The sequence below is a fragment of the Glacieibacterium arshaanense genome, from assembly GCF_004681125.1.
Taxonomy (GTDB): Bacteria; Pseudomonadota; Alphaproteobacteria; order Sphingomonadales; family Sphingomonadaceae; genus Polymorphobacter_A; species Polymorphobacter_A arshaanense.
Window position 1 is genome coordinate 1,011,585 of record NZ_SIHO01000001.1, and the last position, 20,690, is coordinate 1,032,274.

The window sequence follows — 20,690 nt, forward strand, 5'->3', positions numbered from 1 at the left end:
GCTTCGGACTGTCCGCCCGGCCACTGCCAAGCTTGGCACAACGACTACCCCATCACCTGCGCGCCGCCAAGCCGGTGCAATGCCGGTCGGGCCGGGGCTATGATGTGTCCGATTGTCATAATGGCACACAGCCTTGATTGCGGCGAATTATGGTCTGCGGCAAAATCAGCGATTGTGACGTGGCGCCCGACAGTGCAGCATGGCCGTTCAAAAAAGTGAAAACGAGGAACTTGGGGTGATGTACGATCTGGTGCTGCGTGGTGGCTTGATTGTCGATGGTTCGGGCGAGGTGCCCTATGTCGGCGATGTGGCAATTTCGGGCGAGCGCATCGTCGCGGTCGGCGAAGTTGTCGGCACCGGCCAACGCGAAATCGATGCGCGCGGGCTGATGGTCACGCCCGGCTGGGTCGATATCCACACGCATTATGATGGCCAGATCACCTGGGACTCGCGCGTCACGCCGTCCTCGACGCTGGGCGCGACGACGGTGGTGGTCGGCAATTGCGGCGTCGGCTTCGCGCCGGTGCGGCCGCAGGACCATGACACGCTGATCCGGCTTATGGAGGGCGTCGAGGACATTCCCGGCGCCGCGCTGCACGAAGGCCTGTCGTGGAAATGGGAAAGCTTCGGCGACTATATGGACGCCGTCGAGCGGCTGCCGCATGACATCGATGTGGCGGTGCAGGTGCCGCACGGCGCGCTGCGCGTCTATGTGATGGGCGCGCGCGGGGCCAACCGCGATCCGGCGACGCCGCAGGAAAATGCCGCGATGCGGTCGCTGACTGCCGAGGCCATCCGCGCCGGCGCCATCGGCTTTTCCACCACCCGCACGATGGTCCACCGCACCGCCGACGGCGACCTGACGCCGACCGTCGGTGCAGCGCGTGCCGAGATGGAGGCCATCGCCCACGGCCTTGCCGACGCCGGTGCCGGGGTGTTCCAATGGGTGTCCGACTTCCGCGACATGGATGAGGAATTCACGCTCGTCCGCGATCTCACGACGATTTCGGGCCGACCGCTCAGCTTCACGATGGTGCAGGCCGATGTCATCCCCAATCAGTGGCGCGAACTGTCGCGACGCCTCGACCAGGCGGTCGCCGACGGCCTGCCACTCAAGGCGCAGGTGGCCGGACGTCCGGTCGGGCTGATGCTCGGGCTGCAGGGCTCGGTGCATCCATTCGTCAGCCGGCCGAGCTATCAGGCGATTGCCGGATTGCCGCTCGCCGAAAAGGTCGCGGCATTGCGCGATCCCGAACTTCGCCGTGCGCTGATTGCCGAAGAACCGCTGCCCGACCACCCGTTCGTCAATTCGCTGGCAGGCGCCTATCACAAGATGTTCCTGATCGGTGACCGTGTCGATTACGAACCGTCACCGGAAGACAGCATCGCGGCCATCGCCGAACGGCAGGGCGTCAACCCCGACGAGCTGGTCTATGACGCGCTGCTCGCCGACGAGGGCCACGCCTTCCTGTTTTTCCCGATGCACAATTACACCGAGGGCGATCTGGAAAACGTTCGCCAGATGATCACCAATCCCAACACGCTGGCCGGGCTCTCCGATGGCGGTGCGCATGTCGGGGCGATTTGCGACGTCAGCCTGCCGACCTTCATGCTGACGCACTGGTGCCGCGACCGTAGTCGCGGGCCGTTGCTCGACCTGGCGGAGACGGTGCGGCAGCAGACGCTCGACACCGCGCGCGCCGTCGGCCTCGACGATCGCGGGCTGTTGGCGCCAGGCTATCTGGCCGACGTCAATCTGATCGATTTCGACAGGCTCGAACTCGGCAAGCCGTATATGGCGTATGACCTGCCGACCGGTGCACGCCGGCTGATGCAGAACGCCGAGGGCTATGTCGCGACGATCAAGTCGGGGCAGGTCATCTACGCCGACGGCAAGCCGACCGAGGCGCTGCCGGGCAAGCTGGTGCGCGGCCACCAGCGCCAGCCAGTCGCGGCCTGAGGCCAACACATGGACCCGCTGATCATCGAAGTCGCGCTCAACGGCGGCACCCCCAAGAAGCGCAACCCGCATGTGCCGGTAATGCCCGCCGAAATCACCGCGGATGCGCTCGCGACGATGGAGGCAGGCGCCGCCATCGTCCATTCGCACATCGAGCGCTTTGAGCTGACCGGCGATGCGGCGGTCGAGCGCTATCTCGAAGGCTATGCGCCGGTTCTGGCGGCACGCCCGGATGCGATCCTCTGGGGTACGGTGGCCGCTGCCAAGGGCGTCGAGGCGCGCTTCGGCCATTACCGCGGGCTGGCTGCGGCCGGCATGCGCATGGGGGCGTTCGATCCGGGATCGGTCAACCTCGGCAGCGAAGGGCCCGACGGCCTGCCCGGCATGTCGATCGTCTATTCGACATCGTTCGACGAGATTGCCGGGCTGGTGGCGCTGGTCGACGAAGCGCGACTGGGGCCGGCGATTGCCATCTATGAACCCGGCTGGCTGCGCACGACGCTGGCGTATAAAAAGGCCGGGCGGTTGCCAGCGGGTGCCTTCGTCAAACTCTACTTCAACGGTCGCTACAATTTCATCGACGGCAAGCGCAGCAACATCGCCTTCGGCCTGCCGCCGACGCAAACCGCGCTTGATGCCTATCTCGAACTGCTGTCGGGCTCGAAGTTGCCATGGGCAGTCGCGGCTATCGGCGATTGTGTGATCGATACTGGCCTCGCGCGCCTCGCCATTGAACGCGGCGGCCATGTCCGTGTCGGGCTAGAGGATTTCGGTGGCGAGCGCCAGCCGACCAATGTCGCGCTGGTCGAGGAAGTCGTGGCGCTGGCCAAGGCTGCGGGCCGCAAGATCGCGACGCCGGCGGAAGCCGCGCGCATCCTCGGCCTGCCCAAGTGACTGCGAAATAGGGGACGCACCATGTACGATATTCTGGTCAAGAACGGCACCATCGTCGACGGCACCGGCGCACCGCGCTTCCGCGGAAATGTCGCGATTTCCGGCGGCAAGGTCGTCGACGTCGGCGACGTTTCGGGTGCGGCCAAGCGCACGATCGATGCCGACGGCTGCGTCGTCACCCCCGGCTTCGTCGACATCCACACGCATTATGACGGCCAGGTGTGCTGGGACAATGTGCTGGCGCCGTCGTCGATCAATGGCGTCACGTCTGCCGCGATGGGCAATTGCGGCGTCGGCTTCGCGCCGGCGCGCGTCGACAAGCATGACTGGCTGATCCAGCTGCTCGAAGGCGTCGAGGATATTCCCGGCACGGCGCTCGCCGAAGGGCTGACGTGGGACTGGGAGAGCTTCCCCGAATATCTCGATGCGCTGGCGGCGCGGTCGTACACGATGGATATCGGCACGCATGTCCCGCACGCAGCGCTACGGGCGTTCGTCATGGGCGACCGTGGCGGAGATCATCTGGCGGTGCCGAGCGACGACGAGATCGCCAAAATGGCGCGATTGACGGTAGAGGGTATGGACGCCGGCGCGCTCGGTTTCTCGACATCGCGGACGCACGCGCACCGTAGCCGCGACGGCGTCAACATCGGCACGTTGACCGCGGGCGACCCTGAACTGCTCGGCATTGCCGCTGCCATGCGCCAGCGCGGCAAGGGTGTCATCCAGCTGATTTCGGACGCCTATCTGACCGCCGATGACGATTTTGCCGCGGCCGAACTATCGTTGATCCGCCGGCTCGCCGAAACCAGCGGCCGCCGGCTGTCATTCACCGTCCAGCAAACCGACGATTCGCCCGAACGCTGGCGCAGCATCTACAACGAAATTGACGCGATGGTCGCTGATGGCCTGTCGGTCAGCGCACAGGTCGCGCCGCGGCCGATCGGCGCGATCCTGTCGTTCGCATCGACGACCAATCCATTCATCGCGACACCGACCTATCGCCGCATTGCCGCCGCCAGCGCGAATGTCGCCGAGCGGCTGGCAGCGCTCGCCGATCCGGCGGTGCGTACGGCGATCCTTGCCGAACATGCCGACTTCCGGCCGACCGAGGGCTTCATTGCCATCCTGACCTGGGGCTTCAAGCGCATGTTCCGGATGAGCGATCCGGTCGATTACGAGCCACAGGAAAGCCAGTCGCTCGCCGCCGAAGCCGCGCGCGCCGGTGCAGACCCGGCTGCCTACGTCTATGACACGCTGATGGAGGAGGGCGGCCAACGGCTGCTCTACATGCCGCTGATCAACTACGCGCACGGCAATCTCGACGATGTCCACAGCATGATGACCGGCAAGCATGTGCTGTACGGCCTGTCCGACGGCGGCGCGCATTGCGGCACGATCTGCGACGGCAGCTTCCCGACGACTACGGTGGCGCTATGGTCAAAGGGCAACAAATCGGGCCGCTCGGCGTCGATTGAAAGCCTCGTCCATGGTTATACGCAGCGCAATGCCGCGCATGTCGGCTGGCACGACCGCGGGGTGCTCAAGCCCGGCTATCTTGCCGATCTCAACGTGATCGCGCTCGACGAACTGTCGCTGAGCCCGCCCGAAATCGTCCAGGATCTGCCTGCCGGTGGCACGCGACTGCTGCAAAAGCCGCACGGCTATCGCTGGACGCTCAAATCGGGCGTGCCGACATTCGAGAACGGCGTCTGGACGGGGCAGACCCCCGGCGGCCTGTTGCGTGGCGAACAGCAACGCGGCTGACGCATAGGGGGAATCGGCCCAAACCGACCGCCTCACATCGGCAGTCAACGGTGTCGCACCGCTAGGTTTCCGTTTGCGTTAACCTGCGAACTGTGCATCAATCTCTATGACCGATGCCGTGCGGCCATAGCGCGTGAGCGCCCGCCTGCGGAGTTCGGAAAGCTATCTGGGGAGAGAGCATGAACGTCATGGCAAAGGAACTGTCTGCAGTACGCAAATCGGTACTGCCGCAGGGTGGCGACACCTGGGCGACAATCGCCCAGCGCGAGCTGCCGGGCACCGCCGAAAGCGACGCGGTGTCGATGCTGCAGAGCTGGAACCTGCATGTCTTCATGCGCGCCGCGGGTGGTGTCGGGCGGATGCGCGGCGACAATCCGATCCTGCCGAGTGATGTCATTTTCATCGAGCCGCCAAAGGCCTGAACATGGCTGGCGCCACGATCAGCGAAGTCCATGTCGTTGCCGCACATGACGGCGAGGCCGAGCTGCGCATTACGCTGGACTTCGGCAACGGCGGTCAGTCGGTGGTGACGCTCGACGAATTCGCGACGCGGGCGCTGATGACATCCTGCGGCGCCACCAGCGCCGAGCAACTGATCGGCGTCGACTGGGCGCACGTCCGCGACGCGCTGATTGCCGCGTCGGGCCGCTTTGCCGAAGCTGCGGCCTGAACAAAAACGCACACATTGAATGCAAGGGGAGAGTTGAAAATGTACGATCTGGTCATCCGTAACGGGCGCATCGTCGATGGTTCGGGGCTGCCCGCCTATAGTGCCGATATCGCCGTCAACGGCGACCGCATCGCGCGCATCGGCCACATCGCTGCTGCCGGGCGCCGCGAGATCGACGCCGCCGGCAAGATCGTCGCCCCGGGCTTCATCGACCCGCACACGCACTTCGATGCGCAACTGCTGTGGGACGGCTATGCCAAGCCGGCGCTGTCGCACGGCATTACCACGGTGGTCGCGGGCAATTGCTCGCTGTCGCTGGCACCGCTGAAGGCCGAACACCGGATGAAGCTGGTCGGCATGTTCAACCAGATCGAGGAAATGCCGTTGAAGGCGTTCCGCGAAGGCGTGGTCTGGGACTGGGAAAGCTTCGGCGACTATCTGGCGCGCATCCGCAAGGGGCTGGCGATCAATGTCGGGCAGCTGGTCGGGCACAGCGTCATCCGGTTGTGGGTGATGGGTGACGCCGCGATGGAACGCACCGCCAACCCGCAGGAAATCGCCGCGATGCAGGCGCTGCTGCGTGAATGCCTCGACGCCGGCGCCATCGGGCTCTCGACGAGCTATGTCGACATGGACGAGACGCTGAAGCCGGTGCCGAGCCGCTATGCCGACGCCGACGAAGTCGATGCACTCGCCAGCGTGCTTAGCGAATATGGCCGCGTGCTGCAGATCGTGCCTGAATTCTACGACCCCGATCTCACGATCGCGCGGCTCGACCAGCTTGCCGAGCTGTCGTTGAAGCACAGCATCCCGACGACTTTCTCGCCGCTGTTTGTCAGCGCCGACAATGCCAAGGCAGTGGCGCGGGTAATGGCGCGCGTCGATGAACAGTTCGCGCGCGGTGCGCGGGTGTGGCCGCAGGTGCAGACGCGGCCGATCGACATCAGCTTCAGCTTCGCAGTGCCGAGCCTGATCTTCATCCGCTTCCCCGGCTGGTACAATGTCATGCGCTTCGGCACGCCTGACGAAATCATCGCGGCGTTCAGCGAACCCGAAAGCCGCGCCAAGCTGATCGCCGAAGCAACGCCGATGATGGGGCTGTGGTCGTTCCTGCGGCTGCGTCAGGTGGCGAGCGCGGCGAACCAGCCGCTGGTCGGCAAGACACTGGTTGAAATCGGCCAGCTGCGCGGTGTCACGCCGCTCGAAGCGATGATCGACCTGTCGATCGAGGAAAAGCTCGACGCGCATTTCCTTGCCGAAGGCATGGGGCATAACCAGGACGTTGAAGTCGGCGGGCTGCTGCGTCATCCACGTGTCCATATCGGCGCCAGCGACGGCGGCGCACACATCCTGTCGTTCTCGACCTATGGCGACACCGGCTATCTGTTCGGGCATTTCGTGCGCGACGCCGGCATGCTCACCGTCGAGGAAGCGGTCAAGAAGATCACCTCGGACACTGCCGCGATCTGGGGCATCCCCGACCGCGGGCTGCTGCAGGCCGGGCAGATTGCCGACATCGTGGTGTTCGATGCCGCTGCGATCGACCGCGGCGCCGAGGTCTATGTCCAGGACGTGCCGGGCGACGGCAGCCGCTATGTCCGCGATGCCCGCGGTGTCGATACGGTGATCGTCGGCGGCGGTGTCGCGTGGAGCGCGGCCGATGGCTATTCGGCCGATGCGCGCGGCGTCATCGTTCCTGCAGCTCTCGAGGGAGCTGCCGCATGAGCTGGGCGGGCGTAACCGAACGGCGCATCGCGACCAACGGCATCGAGCTCAATATCGCCGAGGCGGGGAAGGGGCCACTGGTGCTGCTGCTCCACGGCTTCCCCGAAAGCTGGTATAGCTGGCGCCACCAGTTTGCGCCGCTGGCGGCTGCCGGCCACCATGTCGTGGCGCCCGACATGCGCGGCTATGGCAAGAGCGACAAGCCCGAAGCGATCGACGCTTATAATCAGGTAGAGGTGGTCAACGACATCATCGGGCTGATTCCCGCACTTGGCTATGAACAGGCCGTGGTCATCGGTCACGACTGGGGTGCGCCGACTGCCTGGGCGACGGCGCTGTTCCATCCCGACAAGGTTCGTGCGGTGGGCGGGCTGTCGGTGCCGTTCATGCCGCGTTCGCCGGTGCAGCCGATGCCTATGCTGCGGATGCTGTTCAAGGGTCAGTTCTTCTATCAGCTCTATTTTCAGGAACCGGGTGTTGCCGAGGCCGAGTTCGAAAAGGACATCAAGGGCGGCCTGCGCAAGTTCCTCGTGATGGCGGGCGGCGAGACCGATCTCACCAAGCTGCCGCCCAAGACGGAGCATGACGACCTGCTGTCAAACCTGCCCGATCCCAAGACGCTGCCGGCGTGGTTGAGCGAGGCCGACCTCGACTTCTACACCGGCGAATTTACGCGATCGGGCATGCGCGGGCCGCTCAACTATTATCGCAACCATGATCTCACCTGGCGGCTGACGCATGGCGCGCCTACGCAGATCCACCAGCCAGCGATGTTCGTCGCGGGCGCTGCCGACGGCGTGGTGATGATGGCGGCAGAGGCGATCAAGGCGCTGCCCAGTTTCGTGACCGACCTGCGCATCAATCGGATGATTCCGGGCATCGGGCATTGGACGCAGCAGGAAGCGCCCGATGCGGTCAACGCCGCCATTCTGGAATTCCTGCACGATATCGATGGCTGACGGGGACAGTATGACTGAGAAGGTAATCGTCATCGGGGCGGGCATCGGCGGGCTGTGCACGGCGCTGCTGCTGGCGCCATCGGGGCGTGAAATCATAGTTCTTGAACGCGACGGGCCGCTGGCGTCCACCGACCCTGACGAACTGTTCCGCAGCTGGAAGCGCAACGGTGTCGCACATCTGCGCCAGAGCCATGCTTTTCTGGCGCGGCTGCGCACGATTATGAAGACCGCGCATCCGGCGCTGCTCGACGAGCTGATGGCGAACGGCGTGCGCGAAATCACCTTCGACATGATGCTGACGCCGTCGCAGCAGGAGCGCTACCGCGCCGCGCCCGAAGATACCGAGCTGACAATCATCACCAGCCGGCGCACGACGCTCGAAATGACGATGCGGCGCTACGTCGAAACGCTGCCGAATGTTTCGCTGCGCTGCGGCTTTCGCGTCAGCCGCCTTGTCACGCAAATGGCGGCCGATGGTATCATCGATGTCACCGGCGTCGAGGGCGAGGACAATGGCACCCCGGTGACGTTGACCGCCGACATCGTCGTCGATGCATCGGGTAAGGGTGGAAACCATATCAAGCAGTTGATGACCGAAGGTGCGAATGTACACGAGGAAGGCGAAACCGCCGGTATCCTTTATTACACCCGCCATTACCGCTTGCGCCCCGGCCAGGTCGAACCCGACCGCCACGCCAATCCGCCGGCGTCGGGCGATCTCGGCTATATCAAGTTCGGGGTCTTTCCCGGCGACAATGGCAATTTTTCAATCACCGTCGCGGTCCCCGAAATCGAAAGCGTGCTGCGCCAGACGATTGTCGATCCCGATATCTTCCACGCCATGACGTTGAAACTGCCCGGCCTGCAACCGTGGACCAATGCCGAACGCTCGGAACCGACCAGCAAGGTTGTCGGCATGGGCGACCTCGTCAGTCGCTGGCGCGACATGGTCGTCGACGGCAAGCCGGCAGCGCGCGGCTATTTCGCGCTGGGTGACACGCTGGTGCGCACCAACCCGCTGTACGGGCGCGGCTGCTCGTTCGCCGCAGTCAGCGCGCAGTGCCTCGGCAATGTCCTCGATGCCCATAACGATCCGGTGGCGCGTGCCGTTGCCTTCCACGCGGCCATACTGGCCGAACTACAACCCTATTATCTTGACCAGCGACGGCAGGACCGTTCCGCCATCAAGCGCGCGCGACATACGCTGACGCCGGGCTACACGCCGCGGTGGCGGGCGCGCATGCAACAGAGCTTCGTCGATGACGGCATCCGCATCGCGCTGCGATCGGACACACGACTGCTGCGTGAGGCGATGCGCGGCTTCCACATGCTAGAGCACCCCGACAACTGGCTGCGCAAGCCGCGCAACATGGCGGGCGTGCTCTATTACTGGGCGCGCGGCAAACGCCTCAACGCCGCCGCCTATCCGCCGAACCCCGGTCCCGACCGCGAGACAATGATGCGCACGCTTGGTCTGGACTATAGCGCCGACCTTAATCCCGCAGATGCGGACACGGCACTGGCGGCCTGACGCAACGGCTTATGCGCCGCGCGGCGCGGGCAGGGTGACTGTTACGATCAGGCCATGGGGATCGCGGTTCGCGACGGTGATCTCGCCGTTGTGGCGCATGACGATACGGTCGACAATCGACAGGCCGAGCCCGCTACCAGGCTCGCTGCTCGACAGCCGGACGAAACGGTCGAACATAGCACGCTGGCGCTCGGGCGGCACACCCGGCCCACTGTCCGAAACGCTGAGGGCAACCTTGCCATCGTCGCGCCGCGCCAGCGCGACCCTGACGTCGCCGCCCGCCGGTGTATAGCGAATGGCATTGTCGAGCAGGTTGCGCACCACCATCATCAGCGCCTCGAGCTGGCCTTCGACGATGATGTCGGGCGCGATATCGGCTTCGAAATTCTGGCTTTTGGCGATCGCGGCCGACACCATGACGCGCGCCACGGCATCGGTCAGCTTCGACATATCTACCGGCTTGCGCACGACCTCGCTGCTCGACAGGCGGCTGAGGTCGAGCAACTGGTCGATAACCCCGGCCGCACGGTTCGTCGCTGCCACCAGCCCGCGCGCAATCGCTTGACGGTTGCTGTCGCCGTCGAGCGCACGTTCGACGACCTGCGCGCGCGCTTTGACCGCCGCAATCGGCGTCCGCAACTCGTGCGCGGCATTGTCGACAAACTCACGCTCGTGCGCGATGGCAGCACGCATGCGCGCGATCAACCGGTTGAAAGCATCGAACAGCGGCGCAATTTCCACCGGCACGCGATGGCCGTGCAGCGGTTCGAGGTTCGACGGCGCGCGCGCATCGATCTGCTCGGATATCTGTAATACCGGGCGCAATGCGGCAGCGACCTGAATGTAGATGATCGCGCCGATCGCCAGAATCAGCGACAGCACCGGCAGCAGCAGGCTGAGCATGATTTCGCGCACCACGGTATCGCGCAGCTGCGACGATTGACTGATCTCGACGATTACCGGCTCGCCGGGATAGGTAATGGCAAAGCTGCGCCAGCGCTGGCGGCCGATGCTGCGATCGCTGAACCCCGGCGCCGGTGGATTGCTGGCCGCTGGCAGTGCGCCCGACTGGGTAACAACAATGCTGCCCGACCAGATGCGAAAGCCATTCTGCACGCCGAACAATTGCTCGAACTCCGGCGAGCGGACAGTCGGTGTCTGGCCAATAGCCTCGCCTTCTGTGGCTTCATGGCGCGCCAGAAACAGTACGAAGCTGGCTTCCTGCTGCATCTGGTCGTCGAGCAATAGCGCCACGGTGCGCTGGGTCACCGCCACCGCCGATATCGCCATCGCCGTGATCGCCAGTGCCAGCGGTATCATGATCGCCGCGGTCATCGCACGGCGCAGCGAATAATGCTTCACGGTGCCGGACCTACGACGCGGCCGGCACGATATAGCCCAGCCCGCGGATCGTCTTGATGCGGTCAGCGCCGAGCTTGCGGCGCAGGTGCGAAACATGCACTTCAATGGTGTTGCTCTCGATCGCCTCGTCCCAGCGGTACAGCCGCTCTTCGATTTGCGCCTTGCTGATGACATGCCCGATATTCGACAACAGCACGTCGAGCACCGCGAGCTCGCGCGCTGACAATGCGACGGGCGCACCGTCCAGTGTCACCTGGCGCGCGGCAGGCGCATAGACCATATCGCCGTGCACGATCACCGGCGCCGCGCGACCCTGACGGCGGCGGATGACGGCATCACAACGCGCCGTGAGTTCCTGCAGGTCAAACGGCTTGATCAGATAATCATCAGCCCCGCCATTCAGGCCGAGCAGCCGGTCATCCAGCGTCGCGCGCGCCGACAGGATCAGCACCGGCAACATGTTGGACGCGCGTCGCATCCGCGCCAGCAGGTCGAGCCCCGAGCCGTCGGGCAGCGCGATATCAAGAATGACCATGTCATAGTCGCCGGTTTCGAGCGCCGCCTCGCCATGGTCAATGGTGTCGACGCGCTCGACGAGAAAGCGCGGCGCCAGACCGTCGACAATCGCCGCGCCCAGCATGTCGTCATCCTCGACCAGCAAAATCGTCAAATTTCCAACCCTCAACTACGCAATCTATCGCACCCGGCCCGACATTTCGAAAGCTTAAGCTGGGCTTCAGCTTCATCTGCCAGAGCAATGTCGGGGCGTAGCGCGGCCCCCCCGCCGCCGCTACGTCCCGCCCGCTTTTGCTCGTTGCGTCAACTTTCACTGCGTTACCAGTCCGCAACGCGCGCGGCCAGTCCAAGCCGCATCGCATATCGTCCGATACCCAGCTCAAGGAAGCCTTCATGCCGATCCCGCAAACCAAGGTCTACCTCACCACAGCGCTCGCCAGCGGCCGCGCCTACAAGTTCCTGCCCAATGCGGCGGGCGACTTTGCGACGATCAACAACGGCGCGCCGTTCGCACCGTGGCTCGGTGTGGTGAACGACCTCAACGGCGACGGGCGTCCCGACTTTATCATCGGCGCGGCAAGCGACAGCGACAAGGCCTTCGAGGCCGGGCGCGTGTTCATCTATCTGGGTGCGGTGGCAGCTGGCAGCACCAACCAGGTAGCGAGCAGCCTCAACGCGGTCATCATCGACGGCGTCAACGCCGGTGACCGTGCCGGCTCGGCGGTCGGCTCGGTCAGCGACCTCAACGGTGACGGCAAGGCTGAAATCCTCATCGGCGCACCGGGAATGGAAAACGGCACCGTTGTCGATGCCGGCGCGGCATTCGTCATCTGGGGCCGCTCGACGGCAGGTGGCATCGATTTGAACGATCCGTTCACCGGCAATGGCCAGGGCTATGCCATCAAGGGCCAGACCTCGGGTGACGAGGCCGGCACGACGATCATGTCGATCAGCGACCTCAACGGCGACGGCAAAGCCGACATCATCGTTGGCGCGCCCGGCAATGACAGCGGCGGCTCGAACGCCGGTGCGGTCTATGTCGTGTGGGGCAAGTCGACGACGACCGGCGTCAGTCTCGGCAGCGTCGCTGGCGGCACCGGCGGCTTCAAGATTCTCGGCGATACCGGTGGCGACCGCATCGGCAAGGCCATCGGCACGGTTGCCGACCTCAACGGCGACGGCAAATCGGAAATCCTTATCGGCAGCCCCGACAGCAAGATCGGCGGCACCAATTCGGGCGCGGTCTATGTGCTGTTTGGCAAAGGTACCGGCACTGCCGTCGACCTGACCGCCGTCGCCAATGGCACCGGAGGCTATGTCATCAAGGGCGTTGCGCAGGACATGGCCGGCGGCGCGGTAACCGGACTGGGTGACGTCAACGGCGACGGCAAGGCCGACATTCTGGTCGGCGCAGCGCGTTCAGACAGCGCCTATGTGGTGTTCGGCAAATCGACGACCACGGCAGTCGATCTCAACAACGTCCGCGCCGGCGTCGGCGGCTACTGGATCCAGGCAGAAGCCGCAGGTGATCTCGCTTCCATCTCGGTCGCGGGCGGCGCCGACTTCAACCATGATGGCATCAACGACATCGTCATCGGCGCGCAGGACAATATCGAAGGTGGCAGCAATGCCGGCGCGGTCTACATCGTCTGGGGCGGCGTCACCGGCGGCGTCATCGACCTCGCGCTGGTTGCACAGGGCATCGGCGGCGCGAAAATCGTCGGCGGCGTCGGCAGCCGGACCGGCTCGACCGTCGCCATCACCGGCGACGTCAACGGCGACGGTACCGCCGACCTCATGATCGGCGCACCGGGTACCTCGGAAGGCGCCTATGTGCTGTTTTCCGACCCCAACTGGCTGCCTTCGCCGATTTACGGCACCAATGGCGATGACATCATCGATATTGGCTATGTCAGCGGTCCACACACGGTTGGTGCGACCGATGACGTCATTCTGGCGCTCGACGGCAATGATGTGGTCAACAGCGGCGGTGGCAACGATGTTATCGAAGGCGGCAACGGCGACGATGTCATCGACGCCGGCGCCGGCAATGACAGCATCGACGGCGGCACCGGCATCGACACGATGGCGGGCGGCAGCGGCAACGACACATTTTATGTCGACGATTCGAGCGATGTGGTCACCGAAAACGCCGGCGAGGGGACCGACACGGTGCAGGCAAGCGTCAGCTATGTGCTTGGCGCCGATGTCGAAAATCTTGTGCTGACCGGCTTCGGCCTCGATGGCACCGGCAACGACCTCGCCAACACCATCACCGGCACCGCCGGCACTGATTTCCTTGATGGCGGCGCGGGCGCCGACACGCTGGACGGCGGCGCGGGCAATGACAGCTACGGCGTCGACAATGCCGGCGACGTCGTTGTCGAAGCCACTGGCGGCGGCACCGACACTGTCTATGCGGCAGTCGACTACACGCTCGGCGCCAATGTCGAGAACCTCGTGTTGACCGGCGCTGCCCGCATCGGCACAGGCAACGGCCAGGCCAATAGCCTGACCGGCACCGACTTCAACGATACGCTCGATGGCGGTGCCGGCAACGATACGCTCGCTGGCGGTCTGGGTGACGACATTTACGTCGTCGACAGCGCCGCGGATGCCGTCATCGAAGGCCTGAATGCGGGCATCGATACGGTGACCAGCAGCGTCAACCTGACGCTCGGCGCCAATATCGAGAACCTCGTGCTGGCAGGTGCTGCGCGCATCGGCACCGGCAACGGCCTCGCCAACACCATAACCGGCACCGGGTTTGCCGACACGCTCGACGGCGGTGCGGGCACCGACACGCTGGTTGGCGGGTTGGGCGATGATACCTACAAGGTCGACAGCGCCGCGGATGTCATCATCGAACTGGCCGGCGAGGGCAACGACACCGTAGTCGCATCGTTCGATTATGCGCTAGGTTCGGGATCGATCGAAAATCTGACGCTGACCGGTGCCGCGCACATCGGCACCGGCAACGCCGGCGCCAATGTCATCACCGGCGGCAGCGGGAATGACACGATCGACGGCGGTGGCGGCATCGATGCGCTGGTCGGCGGCGCCGGCAACGACACCTATATCGTCGATTCGCTGACCGATACGATCACCGAAGTCGCGGGCGGCGGCACCGACACCATTGTGTCGAACATCGACTTCACGCTGAACGTCGCCGAAGTCGAAAACCTGACGCTCACCGGCAGCGCGCATCACGCCACCGGCAACGCGCTCGACAACGTCCTGACCGGCGGCAGCGGTGCCGACACGCTCGACGGTCTCGCAGGCAACGATACGCTTGATGGCGGCGCAGGTGCCGACGTGATGACCGGCGGCATTGGCGACGATACCTACTACATCGACAACGTCGCCGACGTGGTCAACGAAGTCGCCGGCGAGGGCACCGATACGGTCGTCGTCAACAGCGACTGGACACTCGCCGACAATATCGAGAACGTCAAACTCGTCGGCACCGGCCACACGCTGACCGGCAACGCCGCGAACAACACGCTATCGGGCGACGCCGGCAATGACCGCCTCGATGGCGGTGCCGGCGATGACACCGAAATCGGCGGCGACGGCAACGATCATCTCGTCTCGACTTCGGGCCATGACACGCTGGCCGGCGGTTCGGGCGACGACGTTTATGAAATCCACGGTGGTTCGGCGAATATCGAAGACTTCCAGGGCCATGACACGATCGACGCCAGCCAGGCGAGCGGCGACAGCCACATCGACCTTTCGGGCGATACCGAGTCCGAAGTCGAAAACCAGATCTGCCACCTCGGCGGCGGTGGTACCGTCACCGGCGCGCTCAACGTCCAGTTCCTGCAGGATCTGACCGGCTCGTTCGCGGACGATATCGCGACGGTGCGGACGCTTGTCCCGCAGATCATGACGGCACTGCAGGCGGTCCAGGGCGGCGCGGCGTTCGGCGTGTCGAGCTTCCGCGACAAGGCAATCGGCAGCTTTGGCAGCGCCGGCGACTGGGTCTATCGCACCGATGCCACCATCGGCACGACGCCGGCGGCGCTGACCGCCGCCTATGGCGCGATGGTTGCCTCTGGCGGCAACGATCTGCCCGAAGCGCAGCTTGAGGCGCTGATGCAGCTCGGGCTGCGCGCCGGCACCGAAATCGGCTTCCAATCGAACGCCGCGCGCTTCGTCGTGTTGTTCACCGATGCCAGCTACCATGTCGCCGGCGACGGTGCGGCGGCGGGCATAACCACCGCCAACAACGGTGATGCCATCCTCGATGGTGGCGGGATCGGCGAGGACTATCCGGTCATCGGGCTGGTCCGGTCGGCGCTCGAGGCGTCGAACATCATCCCGATCTTCGCGATCGCCGGCGGCTTCGAAACCACCTACCAGAACCTTGTCACCGACCTCGGTCGCGGGACTGTGGTGACACTCGCGGCGAACAGCTCGAACGTCGTGACGGCGATCACCGCCGGGCTGACGGCGGCAACGACAACGCACATCGCTGACGCCATCGGCGGCGCCGGCAACGATGTGCTGGTCGGCAACGTCAGCGACAACGTGCTCACCGGCAATGGCGGCAACGACAGCCTCAAGGGCGGTGGCGGCAATGACACGCTCAAAGGCGGCCTGGGCACCGATACCGCGGTGTTCAGCGGTCTGCGGTCGGACTACACCGTCACCACCGTCGATGCCGTGACGGTCACAGTGCATGACAACCGCATCAACGCGGACGGCACCGACACCGTCATCGATGTCGAGTTCCTGCAGTTCAGCGATGTCACCGAAGCCGTCGGCGGCGGCACCGTCACCAATCACGCCCCCACTGCCGCGACGCTGGCGACCAGCGCGGTCGATGAGAACGCCGCAGTCGGCACGCTGGTCGGCACCGTCGTCGGCAGCGACCCCGATGTCGGCGACACGCTGACCTACACGCTGACCGATAATGCCGGCGGGCGCTTCGTCATCGACGCTGCCAGCGGCGCTCTGAGCGTGGCCGCAGGAGCACCGATCGACTATGAAGCGGCGGTCAGCCACGCCATCGGCGTGCGCGTCACCGACGCGGCCGGGGCGTTCAGCGACTTCGCCTTCACCATCAGTGTCAACAACCTCAACGACGTTGCGCCGGTGTTCGGCTCGGCCGCTGCATTCGCGGTCAACGAAAATGACACCGCCGCAGGCAGTGTCGCTGCCACCGACCCCGACGGTCTGGCCAGCGTCAGTTATGCCATCACCGGTGGTGCCGATGCCGCGCTGTTCACCGTCGACGCCACGACCGGTGCGCTGGCATTCATTGCGGCGCCCAACTTCGAGGCCCCGGCCGATGCCGGCGGCGACAATGTCTATGACGTCATCGTCACCGCCAATGACGGCGGCGGCGCGACGGATCAGGCGGTCCAGATAGCCGTTAGCAACATCGCTGACGCCGCACCGGTGTTCGCCTCGGCAGCCTCTTTCGCGATTGCCGAAAACGGTACTGCAGTGGGCAGCGTCGCTGCCACCGACCCCGACGGTCTGGGCGCCATCAGCTACAGCATCAGCGGCGGCGCCGATGCCGCGCTGTTCGTACTCGATGCATCGACCGGCGCGCTGGCGTTTGCCGCCGCGCCCAACTTTGAACTGCCCGGCGATGCGGGTGGCAACAACGTCTACGACGTTATCGTCACTGCCAACGATGGCAGCCAATCGACCGACCAGGCGCTCGCCATCAGCGTCACCAATATCGTCGAGGTGCCAACGATGGTTTACACCGGCACGGCGCTCAGCGACGCCTTTACCGTCATCGACGGCAACGGCTGGACGATGTCGGGGCTGGCGGGCAACGACAGCCTGACCGGCGGCGTGGGTGCCGATGTGTTGATCGGCGGCAAGGGCAATGATGTTCTCGCCGGCGGCGACGGCGACGACGTCTTCAAATTCGCCGCCGGCGACGGCACCGACAGCTTCAGCGGCGGCACCGGGTTCGACAAGATTGTCGCCACCACCGCCAATGCCGTGATCGGCATCAGCGCGCTGTCGGGCATCGAAGCGATCAGTTCGGGCGGCTTTGCCGGCACCAGCATCATCGGCACGACGCTTGCCGACAGCCTCGACTTCTCGGGCGTGGCGCTGACCGGTATCGTCTCGATCGATGCGGGTAGCGGCAATGATACCGTCACCGGCTCGGCTGGCAACGACACCATCGTGCTCGGTAGCGGCAATGACGTCTTTGACGGCGGCAACGGCGACGACCTGTTCCTCGCCAAGGCCAGCAGCGGCATCGACGCCATCAACGGCGGCGCCGGCTTCGACACCATCCGCGCCGGTGCGAACAATGTCGTCATCGGCTTCAGCGCGCTCACCAATGTCGAGGCGGTCGACGCCGCCGCGTTCACCGGCGTGCGGCTGACGGCAACGACGGCCGCTGACACCATCGATCTGTCGGGTGTCACCTTCACCGGTACGGTCACGATCGACGGCGGTAGCGGCAACGATACTGTCACGGGTTCGGCGGGCAACGACCGCTTCGACCTCGGCAGCGGCAACGACGTGTTCAATGGCGGCAACGGCGATGACGTCTTCCTCGCCAAGACCGGCGCAGGCATCGATGTCGTCAACGGCGGCGCCGGCTATGACACCATCGTCGCCACCGCCGCTTCAACGAACATCACGCTATCGACATTCAGCGGTGTCGAGGAAATCAGCAGCGGCGGCTTCACCGGCGTCAAGATGACCGGCACCGCACTCGCCGACATCATCGACCTGTCGGGCGTACTGATGAACGGCATCGACTCGGTGTCAGGCGGTGCGGGCAATGACACGATCACCGGCTCAGCGGGCGCCGACCGCTTGCTCGGTGGTGCCGGCGTCGATACGTTGACCGGCGGCGCGGGCAATGACGTATTCGCCTATCTGACCAGTGCCGAAAGCGGGTTGGGCGTCACCAAGGCAGACGTGCTGATGGATTTCACCAGCGGCCAGGATCTGATCGACCTCAGCGCTATCGACGCCGATACGACAGTCGTCGGTGACCAGGCGTTCACTTTCATCGGCAACGCAGCGTTCACCGGCCTCGGACAGTTGCGTATCGGAACCGACTCGACCGGCCATGCGGCGATCTTCGCCAACACGACCGGCAGCCTGACCGCCGACTTCCAGATCTCGCTACACAACAATGCGACGGTGACCGCGGTCGACTTCCTGCTTTGACATGTGACGACCGCTGCGCTGCAATGCCCGCGCAGCGGCCTTCAAAGTCGCTGGCAACGGCCAAGCCTGCCACCTTCAGTGCCTGTCGATCACCGGTTTCAAGGGTGATGTGACTTTTGGCATCCCCGCTGATAGAATCCGGACTCACCGGTGGTTCCGCTTTGAACCACTGCAGAATAACAACAGCTTGGGAGGCTGAGGTAGTAAAATGGGTAAGGAAACGATCGACCGTCGCAAATTCATCAAGGCGGGTGCGGCTGCTGTCAGCGCCGTCGCCGTGCTGGATGTGGGGTCGGCGATCGCAAAGGAAGCCTCCAGCCCCGCGACCGCGCAGCCCGCGCCAACCATCTATTTCAACGGGACCATTCTGACCATGGAGGGCGATACGCCCGGCTATATCGAGGCCGTTGCGGTCAAGGATGGCAAGATCGTCCATGCCGGATCGAAGGCGCACGCGCTTGCCAAGCTGCCGAGGGCCACGCAGGTAGACCTGCAGGGCCGCACCATGTTGCCGGGCTTTATTGATTCCTGGGGGCACTTCACGCTGTTCGCGCAGCAGACGCTGGGCGTCAACCTAGCCTATTTCAGCCCAAATCCCCCGGCAAGCCGGGCCGATGTCATCAAGTTGTTGAAGCAGACTACACCGTTCAACGGCTGGATCATCGGTTATGGCTATGTCGCCGCCATGCTCAAGGATGGCGCGCTAACGCTCGCTGACCTTGACGCGGCATTCCCCGATACACCCGTGATGATTGTTACGCTGTCCACTCTGACGGGACAGATCAACAGCGCCGGCATCGCCAAGCTTGGCCTGACGCCGGATAGCAAGGCGCCTTCGCCGGGCGTCATCGTCAAAGACCCGAAAACCGGCAAACTGACCGGCGAGTTGCTGTTTACGCCATTTCTTATGGCGCGGCTGGCGGCGGTCGGTGCCTATCCCCAGTCGGTGTCGATCAAGACCTTCAAGGCGGCCGAGGCACTGCTGGCGCAGCAGGGCTATACGACGGTCCAGACCTATCAGCTCAACCCGCAGGAATTGCAGGATCTGCGGGCGGCCTTTGACCAGGGCGCGCTGGCGGTTGATGTCATCGGGATGCCGTCGGTATCGGATGCCGCGACTGGCAAATTCGTCATGGACGCCGATTGGAAGTGGGGCGCCTATAGTCACGGCGACCATGGACTGAAAATTCCGGGCTACCAGGTCGCAACCGATGCGTCTCCGCAACTCCGCCTTGCCGCCTTCACCGAGCCCTATCTCGACACGACCGGGCTTCCCGACGGCTGGAAAGGCATGCTGTTGCCCAAGGAACAAGTCGAGCATTGGGTCGGCTATGCCTATCAGAATGACATCCAGCTGTATTGCTACAGCAACGGCGATGCCGGCATCGACATGAGCCTCGCCGCGATCGAGAAGGCCATCGCCGCGACCGGCAAGACCGGCGACCGGGGCACCGTCGTCGCGCATTCGTATTTTGTCCGTCAGGACCAGCTGGAGACCTACAAGAAGCACCATCTCGGGGCATCGATGATGCCGCCGCACATGATGGTCTATGGCGATCTGCTGATGAAACTGCTGGGGCCGGCGCGCGCGACGATGGAGTCGCCGCTTGCATCTGCATTCAAGCTGAATTCAAAAACGACGATGCACTGTGACTGCCCATCCGCCTCGCCGAACATGATGGAGGCGGTGGGGACGGCCGTGACACGCAAGACAATGTCTGGCCAGGTGCTGGGGCCGCAGGAGCGGATCAGCCCGTATCACGCCCTGCTGGCTGCGACCCGGAACACCGCCCACACCTACCGCGAAGAGGCGATCAAGGGCACGATCACCGCCGGCAAGTTCGCTGACCTGGTGATCCTCGACGCCAATCCGCTCACCGTGGCACCCGACAAGATCCGGGACATCAAGGTGGTCGAAACCATCAAGCGTGGGCAGTCGCTGTATCGCGCCTGAGGCGATCCACTGCGCGGTGCGGTAGCGCGTAGCTAGGCGACTAAATCGTTTAGCGGGCGATTGGTGACCCCTACGGGAATCGAACCCGTGCTTTCGCCGTGAGAGGGCGACGTCCTGACCGCTAGACGAAGGGGCCGGTGGCGCGGGCCCGGTTGGAGCCACGTCAGCGATGCGCGTCGATATGGGGCAGG

The 20,690-nt window shown here is 64.5% G+C and carries 12 protein-coding genes and 1 tRNA gene; 10 read left to right on the plus strand and 3 right to left on the minus strand.

Annotated features, from left to right (window positions below):
* Window positions 1-199 precede the first annotated feature (199 nt).
* The 8 genes from EUV02_RS04655 to EUV02_RS04690 all read left to right on the plus strand — a co-directional run bounded on the left by EUV02_RS04655 (window position 200) and on the right by EUV02_RS04690 (window position 9,506).
* The gene (locus EUV02_RS04655; RefSeq protein ID WP_243445762.1) at window positions 200-1,960 is read left to right on the plus strand and encodes an N-acyl-D-amino-acid deacylase family protein; all 1,761 of its coding nucleotides are present in this window, start codon (window positions 200-202) and stop codon (window positions 1,958-1,960) included.
* Between the two features lie 9 nt (window positions 1,961-1,969).
* Window positions 1,970-2,854 carry a beta-keto acid cleavage family enzyme gene (locus tag EUV02_RS04660; RefSeq protein ID WP_135245017.1) on the plus strand — a complete coding sequence of 295 codons (885 nt, stop codon included), beginning with the start codon at window positions 1,970-1,972 and terminating at the stop codon, window positions 2,852-2,854.
* A gap of 21 nt (window positions 2,855-2,875) precedes the next feature.
* The gene (locus tag EUV02_RS04665; RefSeq protein WP_135245018.1) at window positions 2,876-4,621 is read left to right on the plus strand and encodes an N-acyl-D-amino-acid deacylase family protein; all 1,746 of its coding nucleotides are present in this window, start codon (window positions 2,876-2,878) and stop codon (window positions 4,619-4,621) included.
* Window positions 4,622-4,800: 179 nt separating this feature from the next.
* Window positions 4,801-5,043, plus strand: a complete 243-nt coding sequence (locus tag EUV02_RS04670; RefSeq protein WP_243445763.1) for a hypothetical protein — start codon at window positions 4,801-4,803, stop codon at window positions 5,041-5,043.
* A gap of 2 nt (window positions 5,044-5,045) precedes the next feature.
* Window positions 5,046-5,291, plus strand: a complete 246-nt coding sequence (locus EUV02_RS04675) for a hypothetical protein (RefSeq protein ID WP_135245019.1) — start codon at window positions 5,046-5,048, stop codon at window positions 5,289-5,291.
* A gap of 39 nt (window positions 5,292-5,330) precedes the next feature.
* Complete coding sequence (locus EUV02_RS04680) at window positions 5,331-7,016, plus strand: N-acyl-D-amino-acid deacylase family protein (protein ID WP_135245020.1); 1,686 nt, start codon at window positions 5,331-5,333, stop codon at window positions 7,014-7,016.
* Window positions 7,013-7,975 carry an alpha/beta fold hydrolase gene (locus EUV02_RS04685; RefSeq protein ID WP_135245021.1) on the plus strand — a complete coding sequence of 321 codons (963 nt, stop codon included), beginning with the start codon at window positions 7,013-7,015 and terminating at the stop codon, window positions 7,973-7,975. The genes EUV02_RS04680 and EUV02_RS04685 overlap by 4 nt, the downstream gene beginning before the upstream one ends.
* Window positions 7,976-7,985: 10 nt before the next feature.
* Window positions 7,986-9,506, plus strand: a complete 1,521-nt coding sequence (locus EUV02_RS04690; protein WP_135245022.1) for an FAD-dependent oxidoreductase — start codon at window positions 7,986-7,988, stop codon at window positions 9,504-9,506.
* A gap of 9 nt (window positions 9,507-9,515) precedes the next feature.
* Here the strand turns inward: EUV02_RS04690 and EUV02_RS04695 are convergent, their stop codons facing one another.
* Window positions 9,516-10,868: a sensor histidine kinase gene (locus tag EUV02_RS04695; protein ID WP_166430500.1), complete on the minus strand. Its 1,353-nt coding sequence runs from the start codon at window positions 10,866-10,868 to the stop codon at window positions 9,516-9,518.
* A gap of 10 nt (window positions 10,869-10,878) precedes the next feature.
* Window positions 10,879-11,538, minus strand: coding sequence for a response regulator (locus EUV02_RS04700; RefSeq protein WP_135245024.1), 660 nt, complete (start codon window positions 11,536-11,538; stop codon window positions 10,879-10,881).
* Between the two features lie 239 nt (window positions 11,539-11,777).
* On the opposite strand from EUV02_RS04700, the gene EUV02_RS04705 reads away from it, so the two are divergent.
* Together EUV02_RS04705 and EUV02_RS04710 are read left to right on the plus strand one after the other, a co-directional pair.
* Window positions 11,778-18,545 carry an FG-GAP-like repeat-containing protein gene (locus EUV02_RS04705; protein WP_135245025.1) on the plus strand — a complete coding sequence of 2,256 codons (6,768 nt, stop codon included), beginning with the start codon at window positions 11,778-11,780 and terminating at the stop codon, window positions 18,543-18,545.
* Between the two features lie 208 nt (window positions 18,546-18,753).
* On the plus strand, window positions 18,754-20,499 hold the full coding sequence (locus EUV02_RS04710; RefSeq protein WP_135245026.1) for an amidohydrolase: 1,746 nt from the start codon (window positions 18,754-18,756) through the stop codon (window positions 20,497-20,499).
* Between the two features lie 61 nt (window positions 20,500-20,560).
* On the opposite strand, the gene EUV02_RS04715 is transcribed toward EUV02_RS04710, so the two are convergent.
* Window positions 20,561-20,635: transfer RNA gene (locus EUV02_RS04715), tRNA-Glu, on the minus strand.
* Window positions 20,636-20,690 lie beyond the last annotated feature (55 nt).